Below are 22,494 nucleotides of genomic sequence, written 5' to 3'. Positions count from 1 at the left end.
CGGCGCGGCGAACGTGGTGGCCCTCGTGGAAATCCAGGATTGGTGCGGCTTTGCACCGCTCGGGGGCCCGGCGAAGCGAGAGCGGCGATGGTACTATCGTCCCGTTCCGGTACCGGTCGGATGGGAAATGCGACGGCGGCGCGGCGTTGTTTCTTGCACGCGTTGCGCGTCACGCCGCTCGGTGCCGATGCCGACCCCGGTCCCTCTCTTTCCCTTGCCCGCGGCACTTGCCGGGCACTCGCGTCGATGCAAGCGTTCTACAGCGATCACTTCGTCCTGCCGTTGCCGCCCGGGCACCGGTTTCCCATGCAGAAATACGCCCGGTTGCGAGAGCGCGTGGCCGGCGAGTTGCCGCACGTCGCGTTGACCGAAGCGCTGCCGGCGGACGACGGGATGCTCGGACGCGTCCATGCGCACGACTACGTTGTGCGCGTGAGTACGGGAGCGTTGAATCCGAAAGAGCAGCGCGAGATCGGTTTTCCGTGGTCGCCGCAGATGGTCGAGCGCTCACGGCGCTCCGCCGGCGCGACGCTCGCCGCTTGCCGGGCTGCGCTCGCGCAGGGGGTGGCCGTCAATCTCGCGGGCGGTACGCATCACGCTTACGCCGATCGGGGCGAAGGGTTTTGCGTGTTCAACGATGCGGCCGTCGCCGCGCGCGCGGTACAGGCCGACCTTGGCGCCGGCACGCGGGTCGCGATCATTGATCTGGATGTGCATCAGGGCAACGGCACGGCCGCCATCTTCGAGCATGACCCGAGCGTGTTTACGTTGTCGTTGCACGGCGAACACAACTATCCGTTCCGCAAGGCGCGTAGCGATCTGGATGTGGCGTTGCCCGACGGATGCGGCGATGACGACTATCTGGTCGCGCTCGGACACGCGCTTACCGACTTGTTTGCGCAGTTCACGCCCACGCTCGCCATCTACCTCGCCGGTGCAGACCCGTTGGAGAACGATCGGCTCGGCCGCCTCGCGCTCACCCACGACGGCTTGCTCGCACGCGACCGCAGCGTGCTTACCGCCTGCGCCGAGCGGGGGGTGCCGGTTGCCATCGCCATGGCGGGCGGGTATGGACGCGACATCGAGCAAACGGTCGCGGCGCACTTTGGAACGGTTCGGCTGGCCAGCCAGTTCCATCGGTCCGGCCGCCGGTTCCATCGCCCGCCGTCGGCGCAGCCGACGAGTTCGCCGCCGCCGTCGACCATGTCGGGTCCCGCCCGACCGGCCCATTCCGCCCAACAGGGGGACGTATTCGTATGAGCGACCGTCCGACGACGTCGGCGAGCGCTTCGCGCGGCGCGGGCGGCATGGCCACGTGGAGCGCCACCATGCCCTGGTGGTTCGTGCTCATCTGGAGCACAGGGTTCATCGTGGCGAAGTACGGCATGCCGAACGCCGAACCGCTGACGTTTCTCGCGCTGCGCTTCGGCGGCACGCTGCTCGTCATGCTGCCGGTGGCGCTGCTCACCGGCACACCGTGGCCGACACGGCAGACGCAACAGGTGCGACAGGTGCGACAGGTGCGACAGGTGCGACAAATGGGGCCGGCCGCGCCGGGACCGGGCGCCGCGACCCCGCGGACGCGGGCCGACTGGCCGCTCTATGCGCATCTTGCCGTATCCGGCATTCTTATCCAGGCGGTTTATCTCGGCGGTGTGTGGGCGGCCATCAAACAAGGGGTGCCGGCGGGGCTGGCGGCGCTCATCGTCGGCATCCAGCCATTGCTGACGGCGCTCTTCGCGCGCGTGGTCGGAGAGCCGGTGTCGCGTCGTCAATGGCTTGGGTTGCTGTGCGGCTTCGCGGGGGTGGGGTTGGTCGTTGCCAACAAGGTGGGCGTGCGCGGCGTAGACGCCACGGGCGTCGCGCTGTGCGTGCTCAGTCTATTCGCGATCACCTCGGGCACGCTCTATCAGAAGCGCTTCTGCGCGCATTTCGATTTGCGTGTCGGCACGCTGGTGCAGTTCGGCGCGGCGTTCGCCGTGACGTTGCCGGCGGCTTGGGCCCTGGAAACCATGCAAGTGCGCTGGAATGCCGAAATGATCGGTGCGCTCGCATGGTCGGTTCTGGCGCTGTCGATCGGCGCAATCTCGTTGCTGTTTCTGCTGATCCGGCATGGTGCGGCCACCAAGGTCTCCAGTCTCATGTATCTGACGCCGCCGACGACGGCCGTCATGGCCTGGCTGTTGTTCGGTGAAACCTTGTCCCCATTGAGCGCGGCCGGCATGGTGGTCGCCGCGCTTGGCGTGGCGCTCGTGATCGAGCGGCGCACGGTGCCGGCCGCACCCGCGTCCTGACGCGGCGCCAGGCGCCGTTCCATCTTTGTCGTAAGCGAGATCCCATGAAGCATTCGCATCCGAGCGCGCACGCCGCGCAGCCGTTGTCCGAGGAGCAGAATCCGGTCGAAGCCGCGAGCCCCGGGGAAAGTCCGCATCTGGCCGCTGTCAACGGCAACCCCGACCTGCGCGTGGAATATGTGGACGAGGCAATCCGCAGCCGTCGCTCGATTCGCGCTTACCTGCCAACGCCGGTGCCGCAAGACACCGTCGCAGAGATTCTTTCGGTGGCTTCGCGCGCGCCGTCAGGCAGCAACATCCAGCCGTGGCAGACCTATGTGCTGACCGGCGACGCACTGCACCGTCTGACGTCGCGACTGCTCGACGCCTTCAACGACCCGGCGCAACGTCTGATGCATCAGGAGGAGTACGCCTACTATCCGCGCGAGTGGACTGAGCCTTATCAGGCGCGGCGCCGCAAGGTGGGTTGGGACTTGTACGGGTTGCTGGGCATCGGTCGCGCGGACAAGGACCGCATGCATGGGCAACATGCGCGCAACTTCCGGTTCTTCGACGCGCCGGTCGGCATGATCTTCACGATCGACCGGCATCTCGAGCTGGGCAGTTGGCTGGACTACGGCATGTTCCTGCAAAGCGTCATGGTGGCGGCGCGGGCACGCGGGCTCGATACGTGCCCGCAGGCGGCATTCGCGACGTTCCATCGGATCATTGCCGAGCAGCTGCACCTGCCGGAAGCGCGGATGGTGGTCTGCGGTATGGCGCTGGGTTACGCGGACCCTGACGCGGTGGAAAACCGACTCGTCACCGAGCGCGCGCCCCTGCAGGAATGGGCGCACTTCTTGAACTGACGGATCTCGGTGAGTTGGCGTTATTTTGCAAAACTTGGCGGATGTGCATTTTCAGGCGTTGCGTTGCACAAAACTGCCAGATGCCAGTTTAAGTATTTCAGCTAAGTCATTCATATTGCTTATTTTTTCGGAAGTTACTAAACTTCTCCCAAACTCGTTGCCCGCCAACCTTACGCTACCCCCAATCTATGTACGCGATCACCGCCCTTGCGCGTCTGTGCCGCTCCCGCCTCTGGGGTGCTGCCGTCGTGGCGATTTCGCTCGCCGCCGGCACCCCGGCCATCGTCCACGCTGCCGGTAAAGCGAGCGAATGCTCGCCGAAGACGGCCAAGACGGCAGCCCAGAAGCGCGCGTGCGCCAACACCCAATCCGCTTCCGCGTCGAAGGCGGGCGCCAAACGCGCCGTCGCGACCACGGCGTCTCGCGAGACGCGCGGCGCGAAGGCCGGTACCAAGGTCCGCAAGCTTGCCGCCGTCGACGACGATGGACCTGCCGCCAAGCGCGTTGCCGTCAAACGCGTCGTCTACAAGAACGGCAAGCGCCGTGTCGTGACGTCGTATCGCACCGTCAATTTCGCGCCGCAGGCGCCGGAGCGTCTGTCGACCGGCCGCGCGTTCGGTCTGCATGAAACGCCGGACGCGCTCGCGCTGCGCTCGTCGGTGGCCTATGTGGTGGACGAGCGCACCGGTGAGTCACTGTTCGACAAGAACTCGCAAGCGGTGCTGCCGATTGCCTCGATCTCGAAGTTGATGACCGCCATGGTCGCCCTCGATGCCGGCATTCCGATGACGGACATGATGGAAGTCACCGACGAGGATCGCGATTACGAGAAGGGCACGGGTTCGCGCCTGTCGGTGGGCTCGCGTCTGTCGCGCGAGGACATGCTGCACATCGCGCTGATGTCGTCGGAGAATCGCGCGGCTGCCGCACTTTCGCGCTACTTCCCGGGCGGCCGTCCGGCGTTCGTCGCGGCGATGAACCGCAAGGCCAAGCTGCTCGGCATGAACGACACGCACTTCAACGACCCGACGGGCCTGTCGAGCCAGAACGTGTCGAGCGCGCGTGACCTCGTGAAGATGGTCAAGGCGGCTTATCAATACCCGCTGATTCGTCGTTTCTCGACGGACAGCAATTACGACGTCAACACGGGACGCCGGGAACTGCATTATGTGAGCACGAATCACCTGATCGGTCACCCGGGCTGGGAAATCGGTCTGCAGAAGACGGGCTACATCAACGAAGCCGGGCAGTGTCTGGTGATGCAGGCCAACGTCGACGGCCGCCCGGTGATCATGATTCTGCTGGATTCGACCGGCAAGTATTCGCGCTTCGCCGACGCCACGCGCGTTCGCAAGTGGTTGCTCGAAGGCGGCGGTGCGACGCCGCAACGCACGGCCGGCACGGCGCCCACCGCGCAGGTGGCCACCAACAGCGAGCACGCGCTGTAGTAATCGGACTCATCGTCCCGGGCGCCGACAGGCGCCGCGTACACCGCGCGCAGTAAAAGCAAAGGCGCTCCCGAGGGAGCGCCTTTCGTTTTGTGCGGTTCTGCGCGCCGCGTATCGCTATCGCTGGCGCTGGCTTACTCGGTGGTCGCGGCCTGAGGCGTTGCGCCGCCCGCGTCGGGATTCGGCGCCTGGAAGCCGAGCGACGCCGAAATCTGCAGCGCCGTCTCGTTCAGGTTCGCAAGCCATGCGTCCTGCAGACGGTCCGCCGGTGCCGACAACGACAATCCCGCCACGAGCTTGCCGCTGTCGTCGTAGATCCCCGCAGCGATGCAACGCACACCCAACTCCAGTTCCTCGTTGTCGCGCGCGTAGCCCGACTTGCGCACATGGCTCAGCTCGCGCTCGAGCTTTTGCAAATCGGTGATGCTGTTGCGCGTATGACCGGACAGCCCGGTGCGCGTGGCGTATGCCCGCACGCGTGCCGCCTCGTCCGCGGCGAGGAACAGCTTGCCGACGGATGTCAGATGCAACGGTGCGTGGCCGCCGATGGCGCGCACGACCTGCATGCCCGAGCGCTCGCTGTAGGCGCGCTCGATATACACGATTTCGTCGCCCTGGCGTACCGACAGATTGACTGTCTGACCGGTGATGCGGTGCAGCCCGCGCATGGGGGTGAGCGCCGCGTCGCGCACCGACAGACGCGCCTTGACGAGGTTGCCGAGCTCTAGCAGGCGCATGCCCAGCCGATACGTGCCGGGATCGCAACGGTCGACGAAGCGGCACGCCACCATGTCGTTCAGGATGCGGTGGGCAGTGGACGGGTGAAGTTCGGTAGCTTGCGCCAGATCCTTGAGGCTGACCGGATCGGCATGCGCGGCGAGGGCATCGAGCAGACGCATCATGCGCTCGATTACCTGAATGGACGTGCGCGACTCCGCGCCTTGACTGCTTTCGTCTTTCATGAGGTAGGGCCGAGTTTCGTATAGGGATGATTCTATATCATATTGTGAAAAATTCGCAGGGCTTGGCGTAGAAGAATCCTGCGAAAAACGCAGTTGCGACGCCCGGTTGCCGCATGCTGCGTGTCCCCATCGCCGACCTCCTGCCCCAGCGTGACGGGTTGCATCGATGCCGTGACAGGAATCCAAAGTGCGCCGTCGATCGCGTCGTTAGCATGACCCTCTTTTCCGTAACGGTGTCGGGCCCCGTCGGCGTGCGCGGGGCGCCCGGCATCAAAAAGGAGATGGACGGATGCACAACGAATACATGGGATACCTGGGCTACCCGGATTGGCCGATGGACATGAATCCGTGGTTCGCGCCGGCAGGGGTCTATGAGAAGGGCGCTTCCATCGCGGAGAAGCGGGCCGAGATCGCCGCACAGCTCAAGCACCTTCGGAACACGTGCAAGGCGCTGAATCTGAGCACGTACTCCATCGAAAGGCTCACGGCGAGATTCGAAAAGTCGTTCGACAAGGCGACTGCCGGCTACTGGCGCGGCGGCCTTCGCGACCCGTTTTGGCGCTGTCTTGCGACGCCCGGCCGGCCCGGCGTCTTCTGTTCGATGGTCGGCGATCAACTGGACGAGCAATGCGCCGAGTTGCTTACGCCCTCCGCGCGGCGATTCCTGAAAGTACTGACGGCATTCGGCGAAGCGCTGGAGTACGAACGCGAGATGCTGGCGCGCTACGAGACGGTGCTCAAGGGCGCCCGCGCGTTATCGCGCGACGAACCGTATGTGAGTCCGGAAGGAAGATGGCAGACGCTCGATCGGGCCAAGCGCCGATGCATGACGCTGCGCGACGAGACGGCGCCTTTGCTCGAGCAGATGCGGCGAACGATCGATCGGGCGTTCGAGAGCGTCCGGCCGGACAAGAAGCGCCATGGCACGCGCGAGGCGATCACCGGCGGCGTTTATGCAGTCGCCGCGGTGGTGGCTGCCGTTGCGTTGCTGGTAGCGTCGGCGGCGGTGGCGATCGTGGGTTTTGCCGTCACCGTGCTGATTCGGTGCGTAAGCCTGGGAAGTATCCGGGGATTCGACCGAGAAAAGGGGTGGAAGGCCGTAGAGGACCTTCTGAATCACACCAAGGAGTTCATCAACAGCGAGGAGCACAGCATGTACTCGAACATCCACAGCATTGCCACATGGGAGCAGGCCGAGCAGCAGTCGCTGGCCTGGCAGCAGGGGCAGGAGGCCCTGAGGCTGGCTCGGGAGAGCCGCAGTCAGGGCGAGAAAACGCTGGAACTGGTGCACGCGCTCCAGGCCCAGGTGCAGGCGACGGCGGACTCGGTGAGTGCGCTCGATGCGCGTATGTCGGCGCGCATGTCGAACCTGGAGGAGAAGACCGACGACATGGCGGTCGACCTGAAGCGCGTGCTGAACCTGCTGTCGCTCGAGGCCACCTCGCGCACGTGGGCGCGGCCAAGCTCGCGCGGGGCACGGGCCGATGCCGAGGCAGGGGCGGCGGCCGAGAGCGGGGCCGAGACCAGGGCGGGGGGGCAAGCAGGCAAGCAAGAGGCCAAGCAGGAGGCCGGGGCGGAGGCGGCCGCCGCCGGCGTCCCCGAACAGGCGCGCCGCGCACCCATGGAGCGGGCCGAATCATTGGAGACTTACCGGCATCCCCGCAGGGGAACGCTGCTGCCGTAACGGATCGTCCACGCGCTCCGGGAATCCACGCTGGGCCAGTACGGCCCAGCGACTTATAATGGCCCATTATTCCCGAAAAGAGGATTTCCCCAATGCGCGTCGGACTCTTTGTCACGTGTCTGATCGACCTGATGCGTCCGGAGATCGGTTTCTCGACGCTCAAGCTGCTGGAGACGGCCGGCTGTGAGGTTGTGATTCCGGATTCACAAACCTGTTGCGGGCAGCCGGGTTACAACTCCGGCGAACGGGCCATTGCCCGCGATCTCGCCCAGAAATTTCTCGATGAATTCGAATCGTTCGACTATGTCGTCGTGCCGTCGGGCTCGTGCGGCGGCATGGTCAAGGCGCACTATGGCGACCTCTTCGCCGACGATCCCGAACTCATGGGCCGCTACGAGCGTTTGCGTCCGCGCGTGTACGAACTCACCGACTTCCTCGTCAACGTGCTGCACGTGCAGGCGGTGCCGGGTGACTACAACGGCGAGGTGACGTACCACGATTCATGCTCAGGCCTGCGCGAGCTTGGCGTCAAGTCGCAGCCGCGAGCGCTGCTCGCGAAGATGCCCGGCGTGAAGCTGACCGAGATGAAGGACTGCCAGGCGTGCTGCGGCTTCGGCGGCACTTTCTCGCTCAAGTACGGCGACATCTCGACGGCCATCGTCGACGAGAAATGCGCCAATATCGCCGCGAGCGGTGCGCCTGCCGTCGTGCTGGGCGACCTGGGCTGCATGCTCAACATCGAAGGGCGTCTGCGCCGCACCGGCGACACGAAAACGCGCGTGCTGCATATCGCGCAGGTGCTCGCCGGCGATGCCTGATCTCGCGGCCATCTCCCCGCTCAACACGTCCGTGCGCGCCACGCCGCCTGCTGCGGCGCGCGCCGGGCGCCATCACCTCACGTGAGTCGCGATGCAAGTTCAATCGATGCAATTCAAGGCGCGCGCCGGGCAGAAGCTTGCCGACCAGCGCCTGCAGGCCAACCTCAAGAAGCTCTCGACCAAGTTCGTGACCGCACGCGCGCTCGCCATGGACGAGATCGATTTCGAGGCGACGCGCGAGGCGCTCAAGGCGCGGCGCAATCGCGGCCTCGAGACCCTCGACGTCTGGCTGGAGATCTTCGAGCGCGAGGCCACGCGTCGCGGCGCGACAGTACTGTTCGCGGAGTCGACGCAGGACGCCGCACGCCTGATCGCGGAGATCGCACGCAAGCACGACGTCAAGAAAGTCATCAAGTCGAAGTCGATGGTCACCGAGGAGCTGCAGCTCAACAAGGTGCTCGCCGACATGGGCGTGCAGTCGGTCGAGACGGATCTGGGCGAGTACATCCTGCAGATCAACGATAACGAGCCGCCCTCGCACATCATTGCGCCGGTCGTGCACAAGGACAAGGACGAGGTCGCCGACCTGTTTGCGCGCGTGCACCAAAAGCCGCGTCTCGACGAGATTCCCGCCATGACGCGCGAGGCGCGCGAGATGCTGCGCCCGCAGTTTCTGTCGGCCGACATGGGCGTGACAGGCGGTAACTTCCTCGTGGCCGAGACCGGTTCGGTGGCGGTGGTGACCAACGAGGGCAACGAAGGCATGTGTACGATCATGCCGCGCGTACACGTGGCGGTGACGGGCATCGAGAAGGTGCTGCCCACGCTGGAGGATCTCGCGACGGCCATGCGCTTGCTGCCGCGCTCGGCGACCGGGCAGGGCACGTCGAACTACTTCTCGCTGCTCACCGGCACGCGTGCCGAGGGCGAGGTGGACGGCCCCGACCATATGTATTTCGTGCTGGTCGACGGCGGGCGCACTGGCCTGATCGGCGGCGCGTTCCAGGAGATGCTGCGCTGCATTCGCTGCGGCGCGTGCATGAATCACTGCCCGGTGTATCAGAAGATCGGTGGCCACGCGTATGGCTGGGTATATCCGGGGCCGATGGGCTCGGTGCTCACGCCGAGCTACGTGGGGCTGGAAAAGACGCTCGATCTGCCCCAGGCGGCCACGATGTGCGGCGAATGCAACCGCGTCTGCCCGGTGGGTATCCCGATTTCGGACCTGCTGCGCAAGCTGCGCGAGCGTCAGGTCGACCGCGGGCTGCGTCCGTGGCAGGAGCGGGCGGCCCTGGCGGCGTGGGCGTTTGCGGCGCGGCGCCCGCGTCTCTACTCGGCGCTCTCCGGGCTTGGCACGCGCGTGCTTAAGTGGATGGGGCGCGAGCGAGGCAGTATCTCGAAGCTGCCTTTCGGCGGCGGTTGGACCGACACGCGCGAGATGCCGGCCCCGAGCGGCAAGACGTTCCGCGCCATGTATCGCGAGCGTCGCGCGCCGCGCTGAGCGTCGGGATCGCGATGGGCGCTCGTCCTGGGCGCGCGCGTATTGCCGGCGTTCCGGCGTTCCGGTGTTCCGGCGTTGTATCGGCAGAAGCCGGCCCGTGACGCGGAGCCGGCTTTTTTCATGGCGGCGCCGCGCCGGCGCTCAACTTCTTGCCGGCAGCGCGAGGCGTTTCTCGATGCGCCGCTGCAGCGCGGACAGGCCCGTGGAGAGCACCCAGTAGATGGCTGCGCACGCGAGATAAAGCGGCAGCGGCTGATACGTCGAAGCAATGACTTCCTGCGCCGAGCGCAGCAGTTCGGTGACGGTGATTACCGACACGAGCGACGTGTCCTTGATCAGGCTGATGAGACTGTTGCCAAGGCTCGGCACGGCAATGCGCAACGCTTGCGGCGCGATGACGTAGCGCAGCGTTTGCCAGTACGACAGCCCGAGACTGTACGAGGCGAGCCATTGGCCGCGCGGCATGCCCTCGAGCGCGCCGCGCATGCTCTCGGACAGATACGCGCCGACGTTCAGGCTCAACGTGAGCACGCCGGCAGGCGTCGGCTCGAGCGAGATGCCGATGCCGGGCAAGCCGTAATACACCACGAAAATCTGCACGAGCAGCGGCGTGCCGCGCATGACGCTCACATAGGCGCGGGCCACGGCGCGCAGCACGCGGATCTTGCCGATGCCCATGATCGCCACGACGATGCCGATCGCCAGGCCGAATACCATCGACATCAAGGCAAACTTGATCGTGAGCACGGTGCCTTGCAGAAGCACCGGCATGGATTGGGCGGCGAGTTCGATTGGATTCATGAGGACTGTCAGTGTTTGGCGATGAGGCAAGGGGCGGCGACCACGCCTGACGGCCTGACGTCGTGCGTCTCGTCAGCCGGCGCCGGCGCAGCCGTCATCGTACGTCATTCGCGGTGAAGCGGACGCGCCGGCAGCTTGTGCAATCTCCCGTTAATGTCCCGTTTGCGAGATGCCGCAAACGCGACGGCCGGCACCCGCGTCGTGCGCCTGGTGCCGGCCGTCGGGCCTGGAGGGATAGCGTTGCGTTGCCGGATCGGCCGAGCCGAGCCGGGTCGTGTCGACTCGATTAGCGGGCAGGCTTCGACGTGTCTTCGCCGAACCACTTCTGCGAGAGCCTGGCGAGCGAGCCGTCCTGCTTCATCTTCGTGAGGGCGTCGTCGATGGCCTTGGCGAATTCGGGGTTGCCCTTGCGGAACGGGATGCCGACCGATTCGTTGGCGCCTTGGAGTACCGCGCCCGGGCGCAGCGGCAGATTCGACGTCTTGATGAGGTAGGCCAGCATCAGGCGATCGTTGAGCGCGGCATCGATCCGTTGCGCGGCCAGGTCGCGCAGATACTCCGGCGCACCGGGATACGTGCGCACGTCGATGCCCGGCACCGACTTGGCGAGCGTGTTGTAGTTGCTGCCGAGACTCACGCCGAGCTTCTTGCCCTTGAGGTCTTCGAGCGATTTGAACTCGCGCGTGTCGTCCTTGCGCTGAATGAGCTGGGCCGCCGAGTAGACGTAGGGCTGGCTGAAGTCCACCGACTTCCTGCGCTCGTCGGTGATCGCCACCTGATTGACGATGACGTCGAACTTGCCGGCCACCAGCCCGCCGATGATGCCGCTCCACTCGGTGGTCACGAACACGGGCTTCACGCCCAGACGTTCGGCGACCGCCTTGGCCACGTCGACGTCGAAGCCGTCGAGCTGGCCGTCAGCGCCGCGATAGTTGAACGGGGGATAGGTGCCTTCGATGCCGATCTTGAGCACGCCCGCGGACTTGACCGTGCTCAGCAGGTCGGCGGCGCGCGCCGGCGAGGTGGTCACGAGCGCGGCGGCAGCCAGCGGGACGAGGCACAACGTCTTGAGCCAGTGTTTCATGGTGAGGGTGTCTCCCTGGGGAATGAGGGGCGCGTGACGTGCGGCGCTCAGGCCGTGCGCAACGCTTGCACGCATTCTCGCACCAGCTCGGGTCCGCGGTAAATCAGGCCGCTGTAGACCTGTACCAGACTGGCGCCGGCGTCGAGCTTGGCCTGGGCTTGCGCGCCGCTCAGGATGCCGCCCACCCCGATGATCGGCAGCGCCCCGCCCAGTTCGGCGGCAAGCGCGCGGATCACGCGATTGGACGCCTCGAACACCGGACGCCCCGACAGACCGCCCGTCTCGTTCGCATAGGGCAGCCCCGCCACCGCCTCGCGAGAGAGCGTCGTGTTGGTGGCGATGACGCCGTCGAAGCCGTGGCGTGTGAGCGTGCCCGCGATGACCTTGATCTGTTCGTCGTCGAGATCCGGGGCGATCTTCAGTGCGATCGGCACATATTTGCCGTGGCGATCGGACAGCGCACGTTGCTTGTCCTTGAGCTTGCCGAGCAGCGCGTCGAGTTCGTCGCCGCCCTGGAGCTGGCGCAGGTTCTTCGTGTTGGGCGACGAGATGTTCACCGTCACGTATGTTGCGTATGGATATACCTTCTCGAGGCAGATGAGGTAATCGTCGACGGCGCGCTCGATCGGAGTGTCGGCGTTCTTGCCGATGTTCAGGCCGAGCGGTCCCTTGTAGCGGGCCGACTGCACGTTCTGAAGGAATTGCTCCACGCCGCCGTTGTTGAAGCCCATGCGGTTGATGATCGCTTCGGCCTGCGGCAGACGGAAGATGCGCGGCTTCGGGTTGCCCGGCTGGGGCCGCGGCGTGACGGTGCCCACTTCGACGAAGCCGAAGCCGAGGGCGGCGAGGCCGTCGATGCAACTGCCGTCCTTGTCCAGGCCGGCGGCCAGGCCGACCGGGTTCGGAAAACGAATGCCCATGACCGTGCGCGGATCTTCGGGGAGCGTCTGGCCGGCGAGTCCGGCCAAGCCGAGCGAGGCGGCGCCGCGTAGCGTGGCCAACGTCAGATGGTGAGCCTGTTCGGCGTCGAGACAGAACAGGGCGCGACGGGCCAAAGGATAGAGAGGCGCAAGCACGATGTCAGGTTCGGCGGAATCGGAAAGTCGCCATTTTACCGGGATACGGGTCGCAGAGCGCATCTTTTTCTACGCTCTGCGTACTTCTTTCCCCCATAACTTCAGGCGTGCTATGAACGCGGTGCGCACTGCGGCACTGATGGCACCCGTGGCACCCATGGCAGTGATGGCACTGGTGGTGCTTGGCGGCCCCGCCCGGCGCGGACGCAGTCAGCCGCCGGCCGCGTCGAGCAGGTGTTCGGGCATGTCCTGCCACTGGCCGTCGACCAGCCCTTGCAGCGGGCGGAAGTTCGCCTTGTAGACCATCTTGCGGCTCGCCTGAATCCAGTAGCCGAGGTAGACGTGCGGCAGCCCGAGGGCGCGCGCCTGTTCGATCTGCCAGAGAATGTTGTACGTGCCGTAGGACGCGCCTTCGACGTCCGGATCGAAGAATGTATACACCGACGACAGCCCGTCGCTCAGGATGTCGACCATGCTGATCATGCGCAGCGTGCCCGCACCCTGGTGGCCGGGCGGCTCGCGGAATTCGACCAGACGCGAGTTCACGCGGCTTTGCAGCAGGAACTGCTCGTATTGCTCGCGACTGTCATGGTCCATGCCGCCGCCGGCATGGCGGCGCGACTGGTAGCGCATGTACAGCTGGTAGTGCTCTTCCGTGTAGTGCAGGCCGGAGACGTTGACCGCGAGCGTGGCGTGGCGTCGCCAGATGCGTCGCTGGGTGCGGTTTGCAGCGAAGCGCGCGACCGGCACGCGCACGGGGACGCAGGCGCGGCAGCCGTCGCAATACGGCCGGTAGGTGAAAACGCCGCTACGGCGAAAGCCGGCGCGAACCAGCTCGCTGTAGACGTCGGAGTTGATCAGGTGGCTGGGCGTGGCGACCTGCGAGCGCGCCGTGTGATTGTCGAGATAGCTGCAGGGGTAGGGCGCTGTTGCGTAGAACTGAAGGGCGGACAGCGGGGAGAGCGGCAGTTCGTTCGGATGGGTCACTGCGAAACCTCGTGAGCCTTGTCTGCTGCGTTACCGTAGGCCAGTGCGCCCAGAATCTGTTTGTCCAGACGCCAGACCGGTGCCGGTGCCATGACCGCCGTCTGCACGTGTGCGACAAACGCGTGGCGGGGAATTTCGCCGCCGCCGAGCGACGCCAGATGGGCAGTGCTTTGCTGGCAGTCTATCACCTCTATTGCGTATGTGCGTGCAAACGCGACGAGCGCCGCGAGGGCGATCTTCGAGGCGTCGTTGCGTCTGGCGAACATCGATTCGCCGTAGAACATGCGGCCGAGCGACACACCGTACAGGCCGCCGACGCGCTCGCCTTCGTAGAACGTCTCCACGCTGTGCGCGAGGCCGGCGTCGTGCAGCGCGCGGTAAGCGCTCATGATGGCCGGGGTGATCCAGGTGCCGTCCTGACCGCGTCGCGGTGCTTCGGCGCACGCGCGCATGACGGCCGCGAAGTCGTCATCGAGACGGACTTCCCAGGCGTCCTCGCGCAGCACGCGGCGCAGCAGCTTGCGAAAGTTGTGGCTGACGACGAAGTTCTCGGGGCGCAGCACCATGCGCGGGTCGGGACTCCACCAGAGCACTGGCTGGCCCTGCGAATACCACGGGAAGATGCCGCGGCGGTAGGCGGCGAGCAGGCGTTGCGGCGAGAGATCGAGCCCGGCGGCGAGCAGGCCCGGGGCGTCGCTCGACGCATCGAGCGCCTCGTCGACCGGAGGGAAGGGATCGTTTGCTTCGAGCCAGACGACCATGACGACGTTAACCTGCGGAGCGAGCGAATCGGTGGACGGCGGCCGGACCTGTGCGCAATGGAGTGGCGGCGCGCTCAGACACGCAGCATCGGCGTGAGGATGTCTTCGGTGTGCGCGGTGTTGACCGGCAGGCCCGGCACCGGTGCACCCGGCAGCGCGGTGTCGTCGGCGACCGGTTCCAGATGCACGCCGAAAGCGCCGGCGCGGCGATCCTCGAAGAAAAAGCGCAGCGTCTTGGCCACGGTCGGGAAGGCGATGTCCTCCCAGGGAATGTCGTCTTCCGAGAACAGGGCGACCTCCAGGCTTTCCTCGCCGGCGGCAAATTGCGGCTCGCGCATTTGTGCCAGATAGAAGATATGGACCTGATTGACGTGCGGGACGTTGAGCAGCGAGAACAGGGCGCCGACTTCCACGACGGCGCCGGCTTCTTCGAGCGTCTCTCGCGCGGCGGCCTGCGCCGTCGTCTCCCCGATTTCCATGAAGCCCGCCGGCAGCGTCCAGTACCCCAGGCGCGGCTCGATCGCGCGCTTGCACAGCAGCACCTGATCGCCCCACACGGGCACCGTGCCGAGCACGTTGCGCGGGTTCTGATAGTGGATGGTGCCGCAATGGGTGCAGACATGCCGCTCGCGGTTGTCGCCGGGCGGAATGCGCAGCTCGACCGGATGGCCGCAGGCGGAGCAGAATTGGATGGGAGGACGTCGGTTCATGGTTGCTGCGAGTGTATCATCGGCGGCGCACGCTGTGCGGCGCGGCGGCCGACGTCGCGGGATAACCCGTGTTGCGGAGCAGCGCGCCGAGCGTGCCGCAGCCTTCGGCGGACGCAGCGACGATATTCTGCCCTTCTTGTTGCACTGCGATGGCAATTGTCATATAATCTTATTCTTCAGACGCGGGGTGGAGCAGTCTGGCAGCTCGTCGGGCTCATAACCCGAAGGTCACAGGTTCAAATCCTGTCCCCGCAACCAAATTCGAAAGCCTGATTTCCGCGCGAAATCAGGCTTTTTGCGTTCTGGCGTCGCCATGTGCCGATGTTGTCCGAACGCCAATTGTATCGACGATGCCTGGTCAGACACTGCCATGTCAGGCATTTGGGGCGATGTTGCGCTGCGGGCGGTTCCGAACTCGACGGGCAGGGGCGGCCGTCCCCGCTCCTGCATATGCAGCTCGCTAGCGTGAAGACGGCATCAGACGCTGCTTGATTCTGGCGCCGAAGACGTTCACGGCGAGGCCGGACATGACGAGCACGGCGCCCGCGATCTGGGGCGCGGCGAGCTTTTCGTCGAGCAGCAGCGCGGCCGAAGCGAGGCCGATGATCGGTACGAGCAGCGAGAACGGTGCGACCTGACTGGCCGGATAGCGCGTCATGAGACGCCCCCAGAGCGAGTAGCCGACGAGCGTGGCGACGAAGGCGAGGTACGCGATCGCAAACACCGAGGCCGCCGAGATGTGCGCGAGCGAATCCGCAATCTGCTGCGGTCCTTCGAACCCGTAGGACAGCAGGGCGAAGGGGATGGGCGGAACCAGGCTCGCCCACACCACGAGGCCGACCAGATCGACGTTGCCGATTTTCTTGGTGACGATGTTGCCGGTTGCCCAGCTCAGCGATGCGCACAGTGTGAGCACGAAGCCGAGCAGCGTCATGGCGCCGCCGCCCTGGGCACCGATGACCGCAAGGCCCGCTGCGGCGATCAGCAAGCCGGCGACGTTCTGCGCGCGAAAGCGCTCGCCGAGGCAGAGCACGGCAAGCCCGAGCGTGAAGAATGCTTGTGCCTGCAGCACGAGCGAAGCGAGGCCGGCGGGCATGCCCACGTACATCGCGGTAAACAACAGGGCGAATTGTCCGAAGGAAATCGTGGCGCCGTAGGCGATCAGCCATTTCCAGGGCACTTGCGGACGCCTGACGAAGAAGACGGCCGGAAAGGCAGCCAGCAGGAAACGCAGCGCGCCGAGCAGCATGGGCGGCACGCCATGCAGGCCGACCTTGATCACGACGAAGTTCACGCCCCAGGCGAGTACGACGACGAGTGCCTGTAACAGATCCTTCGGTGCCATGCGGCCTCTCCTTGCGCTGCGTTGTTCGTCAGCTTGTCGTTTGGGGAAAGGCGAAAGTGTACTCCTGGCGCGTGAACGTGTCGTGCGAAGAATCCACGCGCTCGCCGCATGGGGCCCCGTGCCGCTTCGTGCGCGCTTGGTCGTCCGATCGCCGTACTCGCCGTACTCGCCGTACTCGCCGCGCCGGGGCGGTACGGCGGGCGCATGACGTATACTTCGTGTTTCGTTTATCAAGAGACGTCGTCTTGCTGGCGCGGGGCGGCGTTTGCTGTTGCTGAGGAATTTGCATGAACCTGCCTGCCCGCCGCGTGAGCGTGGCGCCGATGATGGATTGGACGGATTCGCACTGCCGCGTTTTCCATCGTCAGATCTCGCGCCATACGTGGCTCTACACCGAGATGGTGACGACGGGAGCGCTGCTGCACGGCGACGTGGCGCGCCATCTCGATTTCGACGCCGTGGAGCATCCCGTGGCGTTGCAGTTGGGCGGCAGCGAACCGCACGACCTGGCGCGCGCGGCAAAGCTCGGCGAGCAGTGGGGTTATGACGAGATCAACCTGAACTGCGGCTGCCCCTCCGAGCGGGTGCAGCGCGGCGCATTCGGTGCGTGCCTGATGGCCGAGCCGGAGTTGGTGGCCGACTGCGTGAAGGCAATGCGCGACGTGGTGCAGGTGCCAGTGACGGTGAAGCATCGGATCGGTATCGACGACGTGGAGTCGTTCTCGTTCGTGGAAGACTTCGTGGGCAAGATCGCGCAGGCCGGGTGTACCACGTTCATCGTGCACGCGCGCAATGCCATCCTCAAGGGCTTGAGCCCGAAGGAGAACCGCGAGATCCCGCCGCTCAAGTACGACTATGCGTATCGGTTGAAGCAGGCCTTCCCGCAACTGGAGATTCTGATCAACGGCGGCGTGAAGACGCTCGACGAAGTCGAGGCGCACTTGCGGCATGTCGATGGCGTGATGCTCGGTCGGGAGGCATACCACAACCCCTACGTGCTGGCGCAGGTCGATGCCCGTTTCTATGGCGACACGTCGCCGGTGAAGTCGCGCGAAGCCATCGAGGATGCGCTCATCGAATACGCGGCGGCGCAGGTGGAGAAGGGTCAATATCTGGGCGCGATCACGCGTCATGCGCTCGGCCTGTATCGGGGCGTGCCGGGCGCGCGCGGCTGGCGTCGCGTGTTGTCTGACCCGAAGCGGTTGAAGGCGGGGGTAGGCGCGTTCGACGAGGCGCGCGCGCAGTTGCGTGCGGGCGCGTTGTCGGCGCGTGAGGTCGAAGGTCTGACGGAGGCGACGTCGCTGACGGCGGCATGAGTGCACGAGGCGCGGCGAGCGTTCCCCGCGCGAGAAGGACGTGCCGCGCGTCGAACGCGCACCTGAGCCGAGAAATATTTTGAAGACGTGAAAAAAGTGCTTGGCAACGCGATAAAAACGTCGCTATAATCTTGCTTCTGTTCAGCAAGCAAGTCACGTTGCTGATCACGGCGGTGGCCGTAGCTCAGTTGGTAGAGTCCTGGATTGTGATTCCAGTCGTCGTGGGTTCGAGTCCCATCGGTCACCCCAAAATTCCCCTTGCCTTGTAGTTCAAAGCGTTTCTGCTTGTCCAACCGTTCCACGCAGTGAATTCGGAACGAAGATCCCAATTTCAGAATTTGAGCAGCGTTGACGACCCTCGCATCGCATCGGCCGTCGCGTCGGTGTAGTGCCGGCGGGTTTGCGTTGGCGCATGGCGCCAGGCGGGCTGCCAAAATCGGCGCTTCGCGGGCATGGTCCATGTGGGATTCGCGCATGGCTTGCCGATGTGACCAAACGGGAACAAACAAGGGCGCACCAGGGCGAGGGCCGCTGGCGTGCCGGCTTGCAACCCGTGCCTGCCGCCATGCTCGCCAGGGCCGCGGAGTGGTCGCTGGGCGACGAGATCCGAATCTGCGCTTCGGCCGTCGACATCCGCTTCGCCGCACCGAAATGAAAGCCCCGGTTTGATCCAGATCTAATTCCGTGCGCGAGAGCGAGGTGCGCTCGGCCATGCGCGGCCCATAATGAAACCGTCATGTTTTCATGACCCTGTCTTCCCGGGGTCGCCATGGTGCCCCATGCATCCCGGATTTGAACCCGCCTGCCTCAGGCGGGCTTTTTTTCGCTTCCTCCGGCGCTCTACGCTCTACCTCTTCGCCTTTCCCCCGCTTCGCGACTTAGCGACTTAGCCCCTTATTCCCTTAGCCCCTTATTCCCTTAGTCCTTCATCGCGCTCCTCCCCCCTCCGTCATCTTGCTGCCCTGCGCCGCGGCGCACCGTCGGCGCCGCGATGTGACTCATCGAATTCGAACGTGCTAGCATTTTTGGCAACACCGGGTGTTTTGACGATCGACACGTCGTGGAGATGGCAATGGATCCCTTTGTGCATGGTGGTCTCGGGCTCGTTGGCAACGATGGCGGGTTCGTGCGCTTTTACCTCAACGTCGACGGCAAGGTCTGGACGTGCCAGATCTCGCGCAACGCGCTCAACCGTCTCGCTGGCGCCGACGCCGCCGGCGATGCGCTCTTCGATCAGTTCATGGAGCACGAGGACGACATCGTCGAGCGTGCCGCCAGGGTCATCGCCGCCGGCGCCGCGAGCGAACCGATCGAGATCGACGACGTTTCGTAGGCCGGTCGGGCGCAACCCGGTTTCCGCACTTTCGCCGAACGGAGTCCGTCATGAGCTACGCATCGCATGAGCAGGTCTATGAGTACCGCGCCGGTTACCAAATCCGTGTCCGCGCGTTTCAGAACGAGTACGCCGGGCCTTGGGACTATCTGGTGCAGGTGATCCGACACGGCAAACCGGAGGGCCCCGAAGTCCGCTCTCCGGACGGACACCGCGACAATCGCGTCGACGCCGAGATGGCAGGGCGCAAGGCCGGCGAGCGTATCGTCGACGAACTGCTCGGCGACGGCGACGCCTGACGCATCGGTCCGGCAGCGCCGGCATAGCCCGACGCGCAGCCGGCCGCATAACACGCCTTGGTGAGCGCCCCGGTGAGCGCCTCGGTGCGCGCCTCGGTGCGCCCCAGCGAGCGCGTCGACCGCTACCGGCGCCCGTTACCGGCGCCCGTTACCGCGTCGCGCTCACGTCTACGGCGCGCCAGCGCCCGTCCTGCGACACGGCGGCGCGACCGTCCTCCACCAGTTTGTCCAGATGCGCGCGCAGCGAGCGACGCGCCACCGCATGCCGCGCCGCCGGCACATCCGCATAGACGGCCGGCGTGAGGGCGTCGAGCGTTGCCGGGCCGAGTTGCCCTAGCGCGTCGAGCGTGCGCGCTTCGCGGGCCAATCGGTGCGTGATCAGTTGCCCGATGCGCTGCGCGGGGCGATCCATCACAAAGCCGTGCCCGGGCGCGAGCCACTCGGGTTCGAGCGAGGCCAGCCTTTGCAGCGACGCCAGGTACGTCGCCATATGGCCGTCGGGCGGATTGATGACCACCGTCGAGCCCTGCATGACGTGGTCGCCGGTGAAGACGAGTCTGGCGTCCTCCAGCGCATAGCAAAGATGGTTCGACGCGTGTCCGGGCGTATGGATGGCGCGCAGCACGCGTCCGTCGGGCAGCACGACGGTGTCGCCGTCAGCGAGTTCGACGTCGGGCGAGAACGCGGTGTCCTGCCCGACGTCATGACGTGCCGCCATGCCGTAGGTGCGCGCGCCCGTGCGGGCCCGGAGCCGCGCCGCCCCCGGCGAATGATCGCGATGCGTGTGCGTTACCAGTATCTGGCGAATCTCGCCCGGCGCGGCTCGCACGATCGCGTCGATGTGCGCCGGGTCGTCAGGACCGGGATCGATTACCGCCCAACCGTTCTGCGGCCCGCCGCCGACGAGATAAGTGTTCGTCCCGGGCCCGGTCATCATGCCGGGATTCGGTGCGGTGAGCCGCAGCACGCCGGGCATCAGCGTCACCACGCGCCCCGGCACGATGTCGTAGCTGCCGCCGCCGCGCTCGTCGGGATCGGTCAGCGTCAGTTCTGCCCACGCCGGCTCGTCGGGCGTGATTGGCCAGCGTCCGCGCCTGCCGTTCGCGAGCCGCGGCTGCACGCGCGGCACGTCGACGAGTGCGCCGGCGGCGGCCATTGCCAACTCGACGGTGTCCATGCCCGTGAGCCACTGGAGCAACTTGCGCGTCGGCGGCAACAGCCGCAACTGATCGGCGTGGGCGAGCGCGTATTGCGGACGCATCCAGCGATGCGCCGCCGTCTCGACATGATCGACTTCGACCTGTTGCGCCTCGGGCAGCGCGGCAAGGAAGAACCGCGTGTCGAAACGCTTCGCCAGGCCGAGTGGCGTGACCCAATGGCTCAGGTAGTGCAGACGGCGGGGCGTGAGGCGAATGCCGAAGGACCGGCACAGCGAGGCGATATCGATTTGCCTGTCATGCAACGCTTCACGCCGGGCGCGTACTTCGGCCAGACGCGCCGCGTCGAGCGGTGCGCCGTGCTCGTCGCTGGCGAAGAGCACGCCGGTTTCTTCGAAGCACTCGCGCATGGCCGCCACGTAGTAGTCGAGGCCTGCGCCGAGCAGCCCGAGACGCTCGCTCGCCGTCGCATCGTCCATGCCGAGGCAGACGGCGTGCGCCGCGCGATCGTTGGCGTCGAGCACGCCGCCCGGGAAGACATAGGCATCCGAGCTGAAGTCGTTCGCGCGCACGGCGCGCCGCAGCAGCAAGACCTCCAGACCGCTGGCGCGCTCGCGCAGCACGACGAGACTTGCGGCGAGCCGCAAGGCGGGCAGGGCGGAAGGGGTGTCGGCACGTTCGGACATGGGGCGGTCGCACCCGCGGCGCGAAGTTGGAAAGCCCCTAGTGTGCCATCGGACGGGCGATGCCGCAGGCGCGTGCATGCCATGTGCGGGCGAGAGGCGCGAATGTGCGAGCGCACAACCCGCGGCACCGGCGCAATCGACTCAGGGCGAGTCGTTGGCAGCGTGCGTCGAAACCGTCATGGTGGCGTCATGGTGGGAGCGGCATGGCTGGCGTCACGGTAGGACGCCGACGGCATGCGCGCGGCGGCCGCCTGCACCCACGCCATCGTTGCTTCCGGCTGCGTGACGGGCAGCATGTGGCCACCCTCTACGAGCGTCAGGCGCACGCGCGGGCTCGCCTCGGGCATGGTCTGCCCATGCACGCGGGCATCGAGAACGCGATCGCCGCGACCGAACAGAATGTCGACGGGAACCGACAGCGCGCCATAACGCGCCGCGAGACCCGGCATGTCGCGCTCGGCGGCGAGCATGTCGACGCTGGCCGCCTCGAAGTTGTCCGGGCGGTAGGCGAGCACGCCGCCGCCGCGAACGAGAAAGTCCTTTGGCGCCGCTTCCGGCGCGAAGACGTAGCCGAGGGCCGCACGTCCGGTCATCATGCCCACGGGCACGGCAAGCGTGCGCGCGACCCAGCGACGCCACCACGCGCGGCGGATCGCGAGCGAGCGGAACGCAGCCGGCGGCTCGGCCACGCGCGGCGGATCGCGAGCGAGCGGAACGCAGCCGGCGGCTCGGCCACCGGTTGCGTGAGCGGCGCGATCAGCGCAAGCGCGCCGACCCGCTGCGGGTGATCGAGCGCCAGCGCGAGCGATATCGCGCCGCCGAGCGAATGCCCGACCACGAGCGGCCGGCCCAGGCCGAGCGCATCGATGAGTCCGGCGATGGCGTCGGCCTGCGCGCCGAGGTCGCCGTCGCTTTGTGCCGAGCGCGTCGAATAGCCCGATCCCGGACGATCGACGAGCACGATGCGATGCGTGCGCGAGAGCGCGGCGAGCGGCAGATACGCGAAGTTGCGCAACTGCCCGCACAGGCCATGCACGAACACGATGGCCGGACCGTGCCCGAAGTCGACGTAATGCACACGCTGAGCGCCGATGTCGAGAAACTGCCCGTCGGGCGGCACGGCGGCCTGCGCGCGGCGCGCCACGCGTTGCGTGAAGCGGCGCAGCACGAACCCCATGGCAACGAGCGCGATGACGAGACAGCCGAACAGGTAGGCAATGAGCATGATGTCAAAGGGGGGCGTTCAAGGTTAGGCGTTCAAGGTTAGGCGTTCAAAGGGACGTTCAAAGGGACGTTCAAAGGGCAACGGCCGGTGTCGATGCAATGCAGTGACGCGTCGCACGGCGCTTCGCCAACACCCGGAGCGCACGGTCTGCGCCGGTGC

The 22,494-nt window shown here is 66.0% G+C and carries 20 protein-coding genes, 2 tRNA genes and 1 pseudogene; 12 read left to right on the top strand and 11 right to left on the bottom strand.

All coding sequences use genetic code 11. The annotated features are described in order from the left end of the window. Positions 1 to 246 precede the first annotated feature (246 nt). The 4 genes from CDN36_RS02160 (at position 247) to pbpG (ending at position 4,590) form a co-directional block, all read left to right on the top strand. The gene (locus CDN36_RS02160; RefSeq protein ID WP_287495886.1) at positions 247 to 1,260 is read left to right on the top strand and encodes a histone deacetylase family protein; all 1,014 of its coding nucleotides are present in this window, start codon (positions 247 to 249) and stop codon (positions 1,258 to 1,260) included. Next, positions 1,257 to 2,294, top strand: a complete 1,038-nt coding sequence (locus CDN36_RS02155) for a DMT family transporter (RefSeq protein WP_287495885.1) — start codon at positions 1,257 to 1,259, stop codon at positions 2,292 to 2,294. Before CDN36_RS02160 ends, CDN36_RS02155 begins: the two co-directional genes overlap by 4 nt. Positions 2,295 to 2,338: 44 nt before the next feature. Then, positions 2,339 to 3,142: a nitroreductase gene (locus CDN36_RS02150; RefSeq protein ID WP_150556928.1), complete on the top strand. Its 804-nt coding sequence runs from the start codon at positions 2,339 to 2,341 to the stop codon at positions 3,140 to 3,142. A 188-nt stretch (positions 3,143 to 3,330) separates the two neighbouring features. Next, positions 3,331 to 4,590 (top strand): D-alanyl-D-alanine endopeptidase, encoded by a 1,260-nt coding sequence (pbpG, locus tag CDN36_RS02145; protein WP_150556927.1) that lies wholly within the window; start codon positions 3,331 to 3,333, stop codon positions 4,588 to 4,590. 134 nt (positions 4,591 to 4,724) lie between these two features. Here the strand turns inward: pbpG and CDN36_RS02140 are convergent, their stop codons facing one another. Next, positions 4,725 to 5,552: an IclR family transcriptional regulator gene (locus CDN36_RS02140; RefSeq protein ID WP_287495884.1), complete on the bottom strand. Its 828-nt coding sequence runs from the start codon at positions 5,550 to 5,552 to the stop codon at positions 4,725 to 4,727. Between the two features lie 289 nt (positions 5,553 to 5,841). Between CDN36_RS02140 and CDN36_RS02135 the strand changes: the two genes are divergently transcribed. The 3 genes from CDN36_RS02135 to CDN36_RS02125 all read left to right on the top strand — a co-directional run bounded on the left by CDN36_RS02135 (position 5,842) and on the right by CDN36_RS02125 (position 9,555). Then, on the top strand, positions 5,842 to 7,236 hold the full coding sequence (locus CDN36_RS02135) for a hypothetical protein (RefSeq protein WP_287495883.1): 1,395 nt from the start codon (positions 5,842 to 5,844) through the stop codon (positions 7,234 to 7,236). Between the two features lie 92 nt (positions 7,237 to 7,328). After that, entirely contained in the window at positions 7,329 to 8,054 is a 726-nt protein-coding gene (locus CDN36_RS02130; protein ID WP_287495882.1) for a (Fe-S)-binding protein, read from the top strand. 91 nt (positions 8,055 to 8,145) lie between these two features. Beyond that, complete coding sequence (locus tag CDN36_RS02125) at positions 8,146 to 9,555, top strand: lactate utilization protein B (RefSeq protein WP_150556923.1); 1,410 nt, start codon at positions 8,146 to 8,148, stop codon at positions 9,553 to 9,555. 141 nt (positions 9,556 to 9,696) lie between these two features. Here CDN36_RS02125 and CDN36_RS02120 read toward each other — a convergent pair whose 3' ends face one another. The 7 genes from CDN36_RS02120 to CDN36_RS02090 form a co-directional block, all read right to left on the bottom strand. Beyond that, positions 9,697 to 10,356, bottom strand: coding sequence for an amino acid ABC transporter permease (locus CDN36_RS02120; protein WP_150556922.1), 660 nt, complete (start codon positions 10,354 to 10,356; stop codon positions 9,697 to 9,699). Positions 10,357 to 10,642: 286 nt separating this feature from the next. Then, on the bottom strand, positions 10,643 to 11,440 hold the full coding sequence (locus CDN36_RS02115) for a cystine ABC transporter substrate-binding protein (RefSeq protein WP_244958204.1): 798 nt from the start codon (positions 11,438 to 11,440) through the stop codon (positions 10,643 to 10,645). Positions 11,441 to 11,487: 47 nt separating this feature from the next. After that, positions 11,488 to 12,516, bottom strand: a complete 1,029-nt coding sequence (locus CDN36_RS02110) for a quinone-dependent dihydroorotate dehydrogenase (RefSeq protein WP_150556920.1) — start codon at positions 12,514 to 12,516, stop codon at positions 11,488 to 11,490. A 210-nt stretch (positions 12,517 to 12,726) separates the two neighbouring features. Beyond that, positions 12,727 to 13,503 carry an arginyltransferase gene (locus tag CDN36_RS02105; RefSeq protein WP_150556919.1) on the bottom strand — a complete coding sequence of 259 codons (777 nt, stop codon included), beginning with the start codon at positions 13,501 to 13,503 and terminating at the stop codon, positions 12,727 to 12,729. After that, positions 13,500 to 14,264, bottom strand: coding sequence for a leucyl/phenylalanyl-tRNA--protein transferase (aat, locus tag CDN36_RS02100; protein WP_150556918.1), 765 nt, complete (start codon positions 14,262 to 14,264; stop codon positions 13,500 to 13,502). Before aat ends, CDN36_RS02105 begins: the two co-directional genes overlap by 4 nt. A 74-nt stretch (positions 14,265 to 14,338) precedes the next feature. Continuing rightward, positions 14,339 to 14,956, bottom strand: a complete 618-nt coding sequence (locus CDN36_RS02095) for an NUDIX hydrolase (RefSeq protein ID WP_174966467.1) — start codon at positions 14,954 to 14,956, stop codon at positions 14,339 to 14,341. 34 nt (positions 14,957 to 14,990) lie between these two features. Further along, a complete protein-coding gene (locus tag CDN36_RS02090; RefSeq protein ID WP_287495881.1) occupies positions 14,991 to 15,137 on the bottom strand; it encodes a hypothetical protein in 147 nt (48 codons plus the stop codon). Positions 15,138 to 15,155: 18 nt separating this feature from the next. Here CDN36_RS02090 and CDN36_RS02085 point away from each other — a divergent pair. Beyond that, a tRNA-Met gene (locus tag CDN36_RS02085) sits at positions 15,156 to 15,232 on the top strand. A gap of 202 nt (positions 15,233 to 15,434) precedes the next feature. Here CDN36_RS02085 and CDN36_RS02080 read toward each other — a convergent pair. Continuing rightward, on the bottom strand, positions 15,435 to 16,319 hold the full coding sequence (locus tag CDN36_RS02080) for an EamA family transporter (protein ID WP_287495880.1): 885 nt from the start codon (positions 16,317 to 16,319) through the stop codon (positions 15,435 to 15,437). A 287-nt stretch (positions 16,320 to 16,606) separates the two neighbouring features. Between CDN36_RS02080 and dusA the strand changes: the two genes are divergently transcribed. From dusA to CDN36_RS02060, 4 genes are all read left to right on the top strand, one after another. After that, positions 16,607 to 17,635, top strand: a complete 1,029-nt coding sequence (gene dusA, locus CDN36_RS02075) for a tRNA dihydrouridine(20/20a) synthase DusA (protein ID WP_287495879.1) — start codon at positions 16,607 to 16,609, stop codon at positions 17,633 to 17,635. A gap of 173 nt (positions 17,636 to 17,808) precedes the next feature. After that, positions 17,809 to 17,884: transfer RNA gene (locus tag CDN36_RS02070), tRNA-His, on the top strand. An 823-nt stretch (positions 17,885 to 18,707) separates the two neighbouring features. After that, a complete protein-coding gene (locus CDN36_RS02065; RefSeq protein ID WP_174966457.1) occupies positions 18,708 to 18,968 on the top strand; it encodes a DUF1488 family protein in 261 nt (86 codons plus the stop codon). Between the two features lie 50 nt (positions 18,969 to 19,018). Beyond that, a complete protein-coding gene (locus CDN36_RS02060) occupies positions 19,019 to 19,267 on the top strand; it encodes a hypothetical protein (RefSeq protein ID WP_287495878.1) in 249 nt (82 codons plus the stop codon). A gap of 148 nt (positions 19,268 to 19,415) precedes the next feature. Here the strand turns inward: CDN36_RS02060 and CDN36_RS02055 are convergent, their stop codons facing one another. Together CDN36_RS02055 and CDN36_RS02050 are read right to left on the bottom strand one after the other, a co-directional pair. After that, positions 19,416 to 21,110: an MBL fold metallo-hydrolase gene (locus CDN36_RS02055; RefSeq protein WP_287495877.1), complete on the bottom strand. Its 1,695-nt coding sequence runs from the start codon at positions 21,108 to 21,110 to the stop codon at positions 19,416 to 19,418. Between the two features lie 176 nt (positions 21,111 to 21,286). After that, positions 21,287 to 22,335, bottom strand: a pseudogene (locus CDN36_RS02050) (alpha/beta fold hydrolase). Positions 22,336 to 22,494: the final 159 nt, after the last annotated feature.

The organism is Pandoraea sp. CB10b_02, from assembly GCF_002216225.1.
In the GTDB taxonomy this organism is placed as follows: domain Bacteria; phylum Pseudomonadota; class Gammaproteobacteria; order Burkholderiales; family Burkholderiaceae; genus Pandoraea; species Pandoraea nosoerga.
This window is presented reverse-complemented; position numbering and strand designations above follow the sequence as displayed.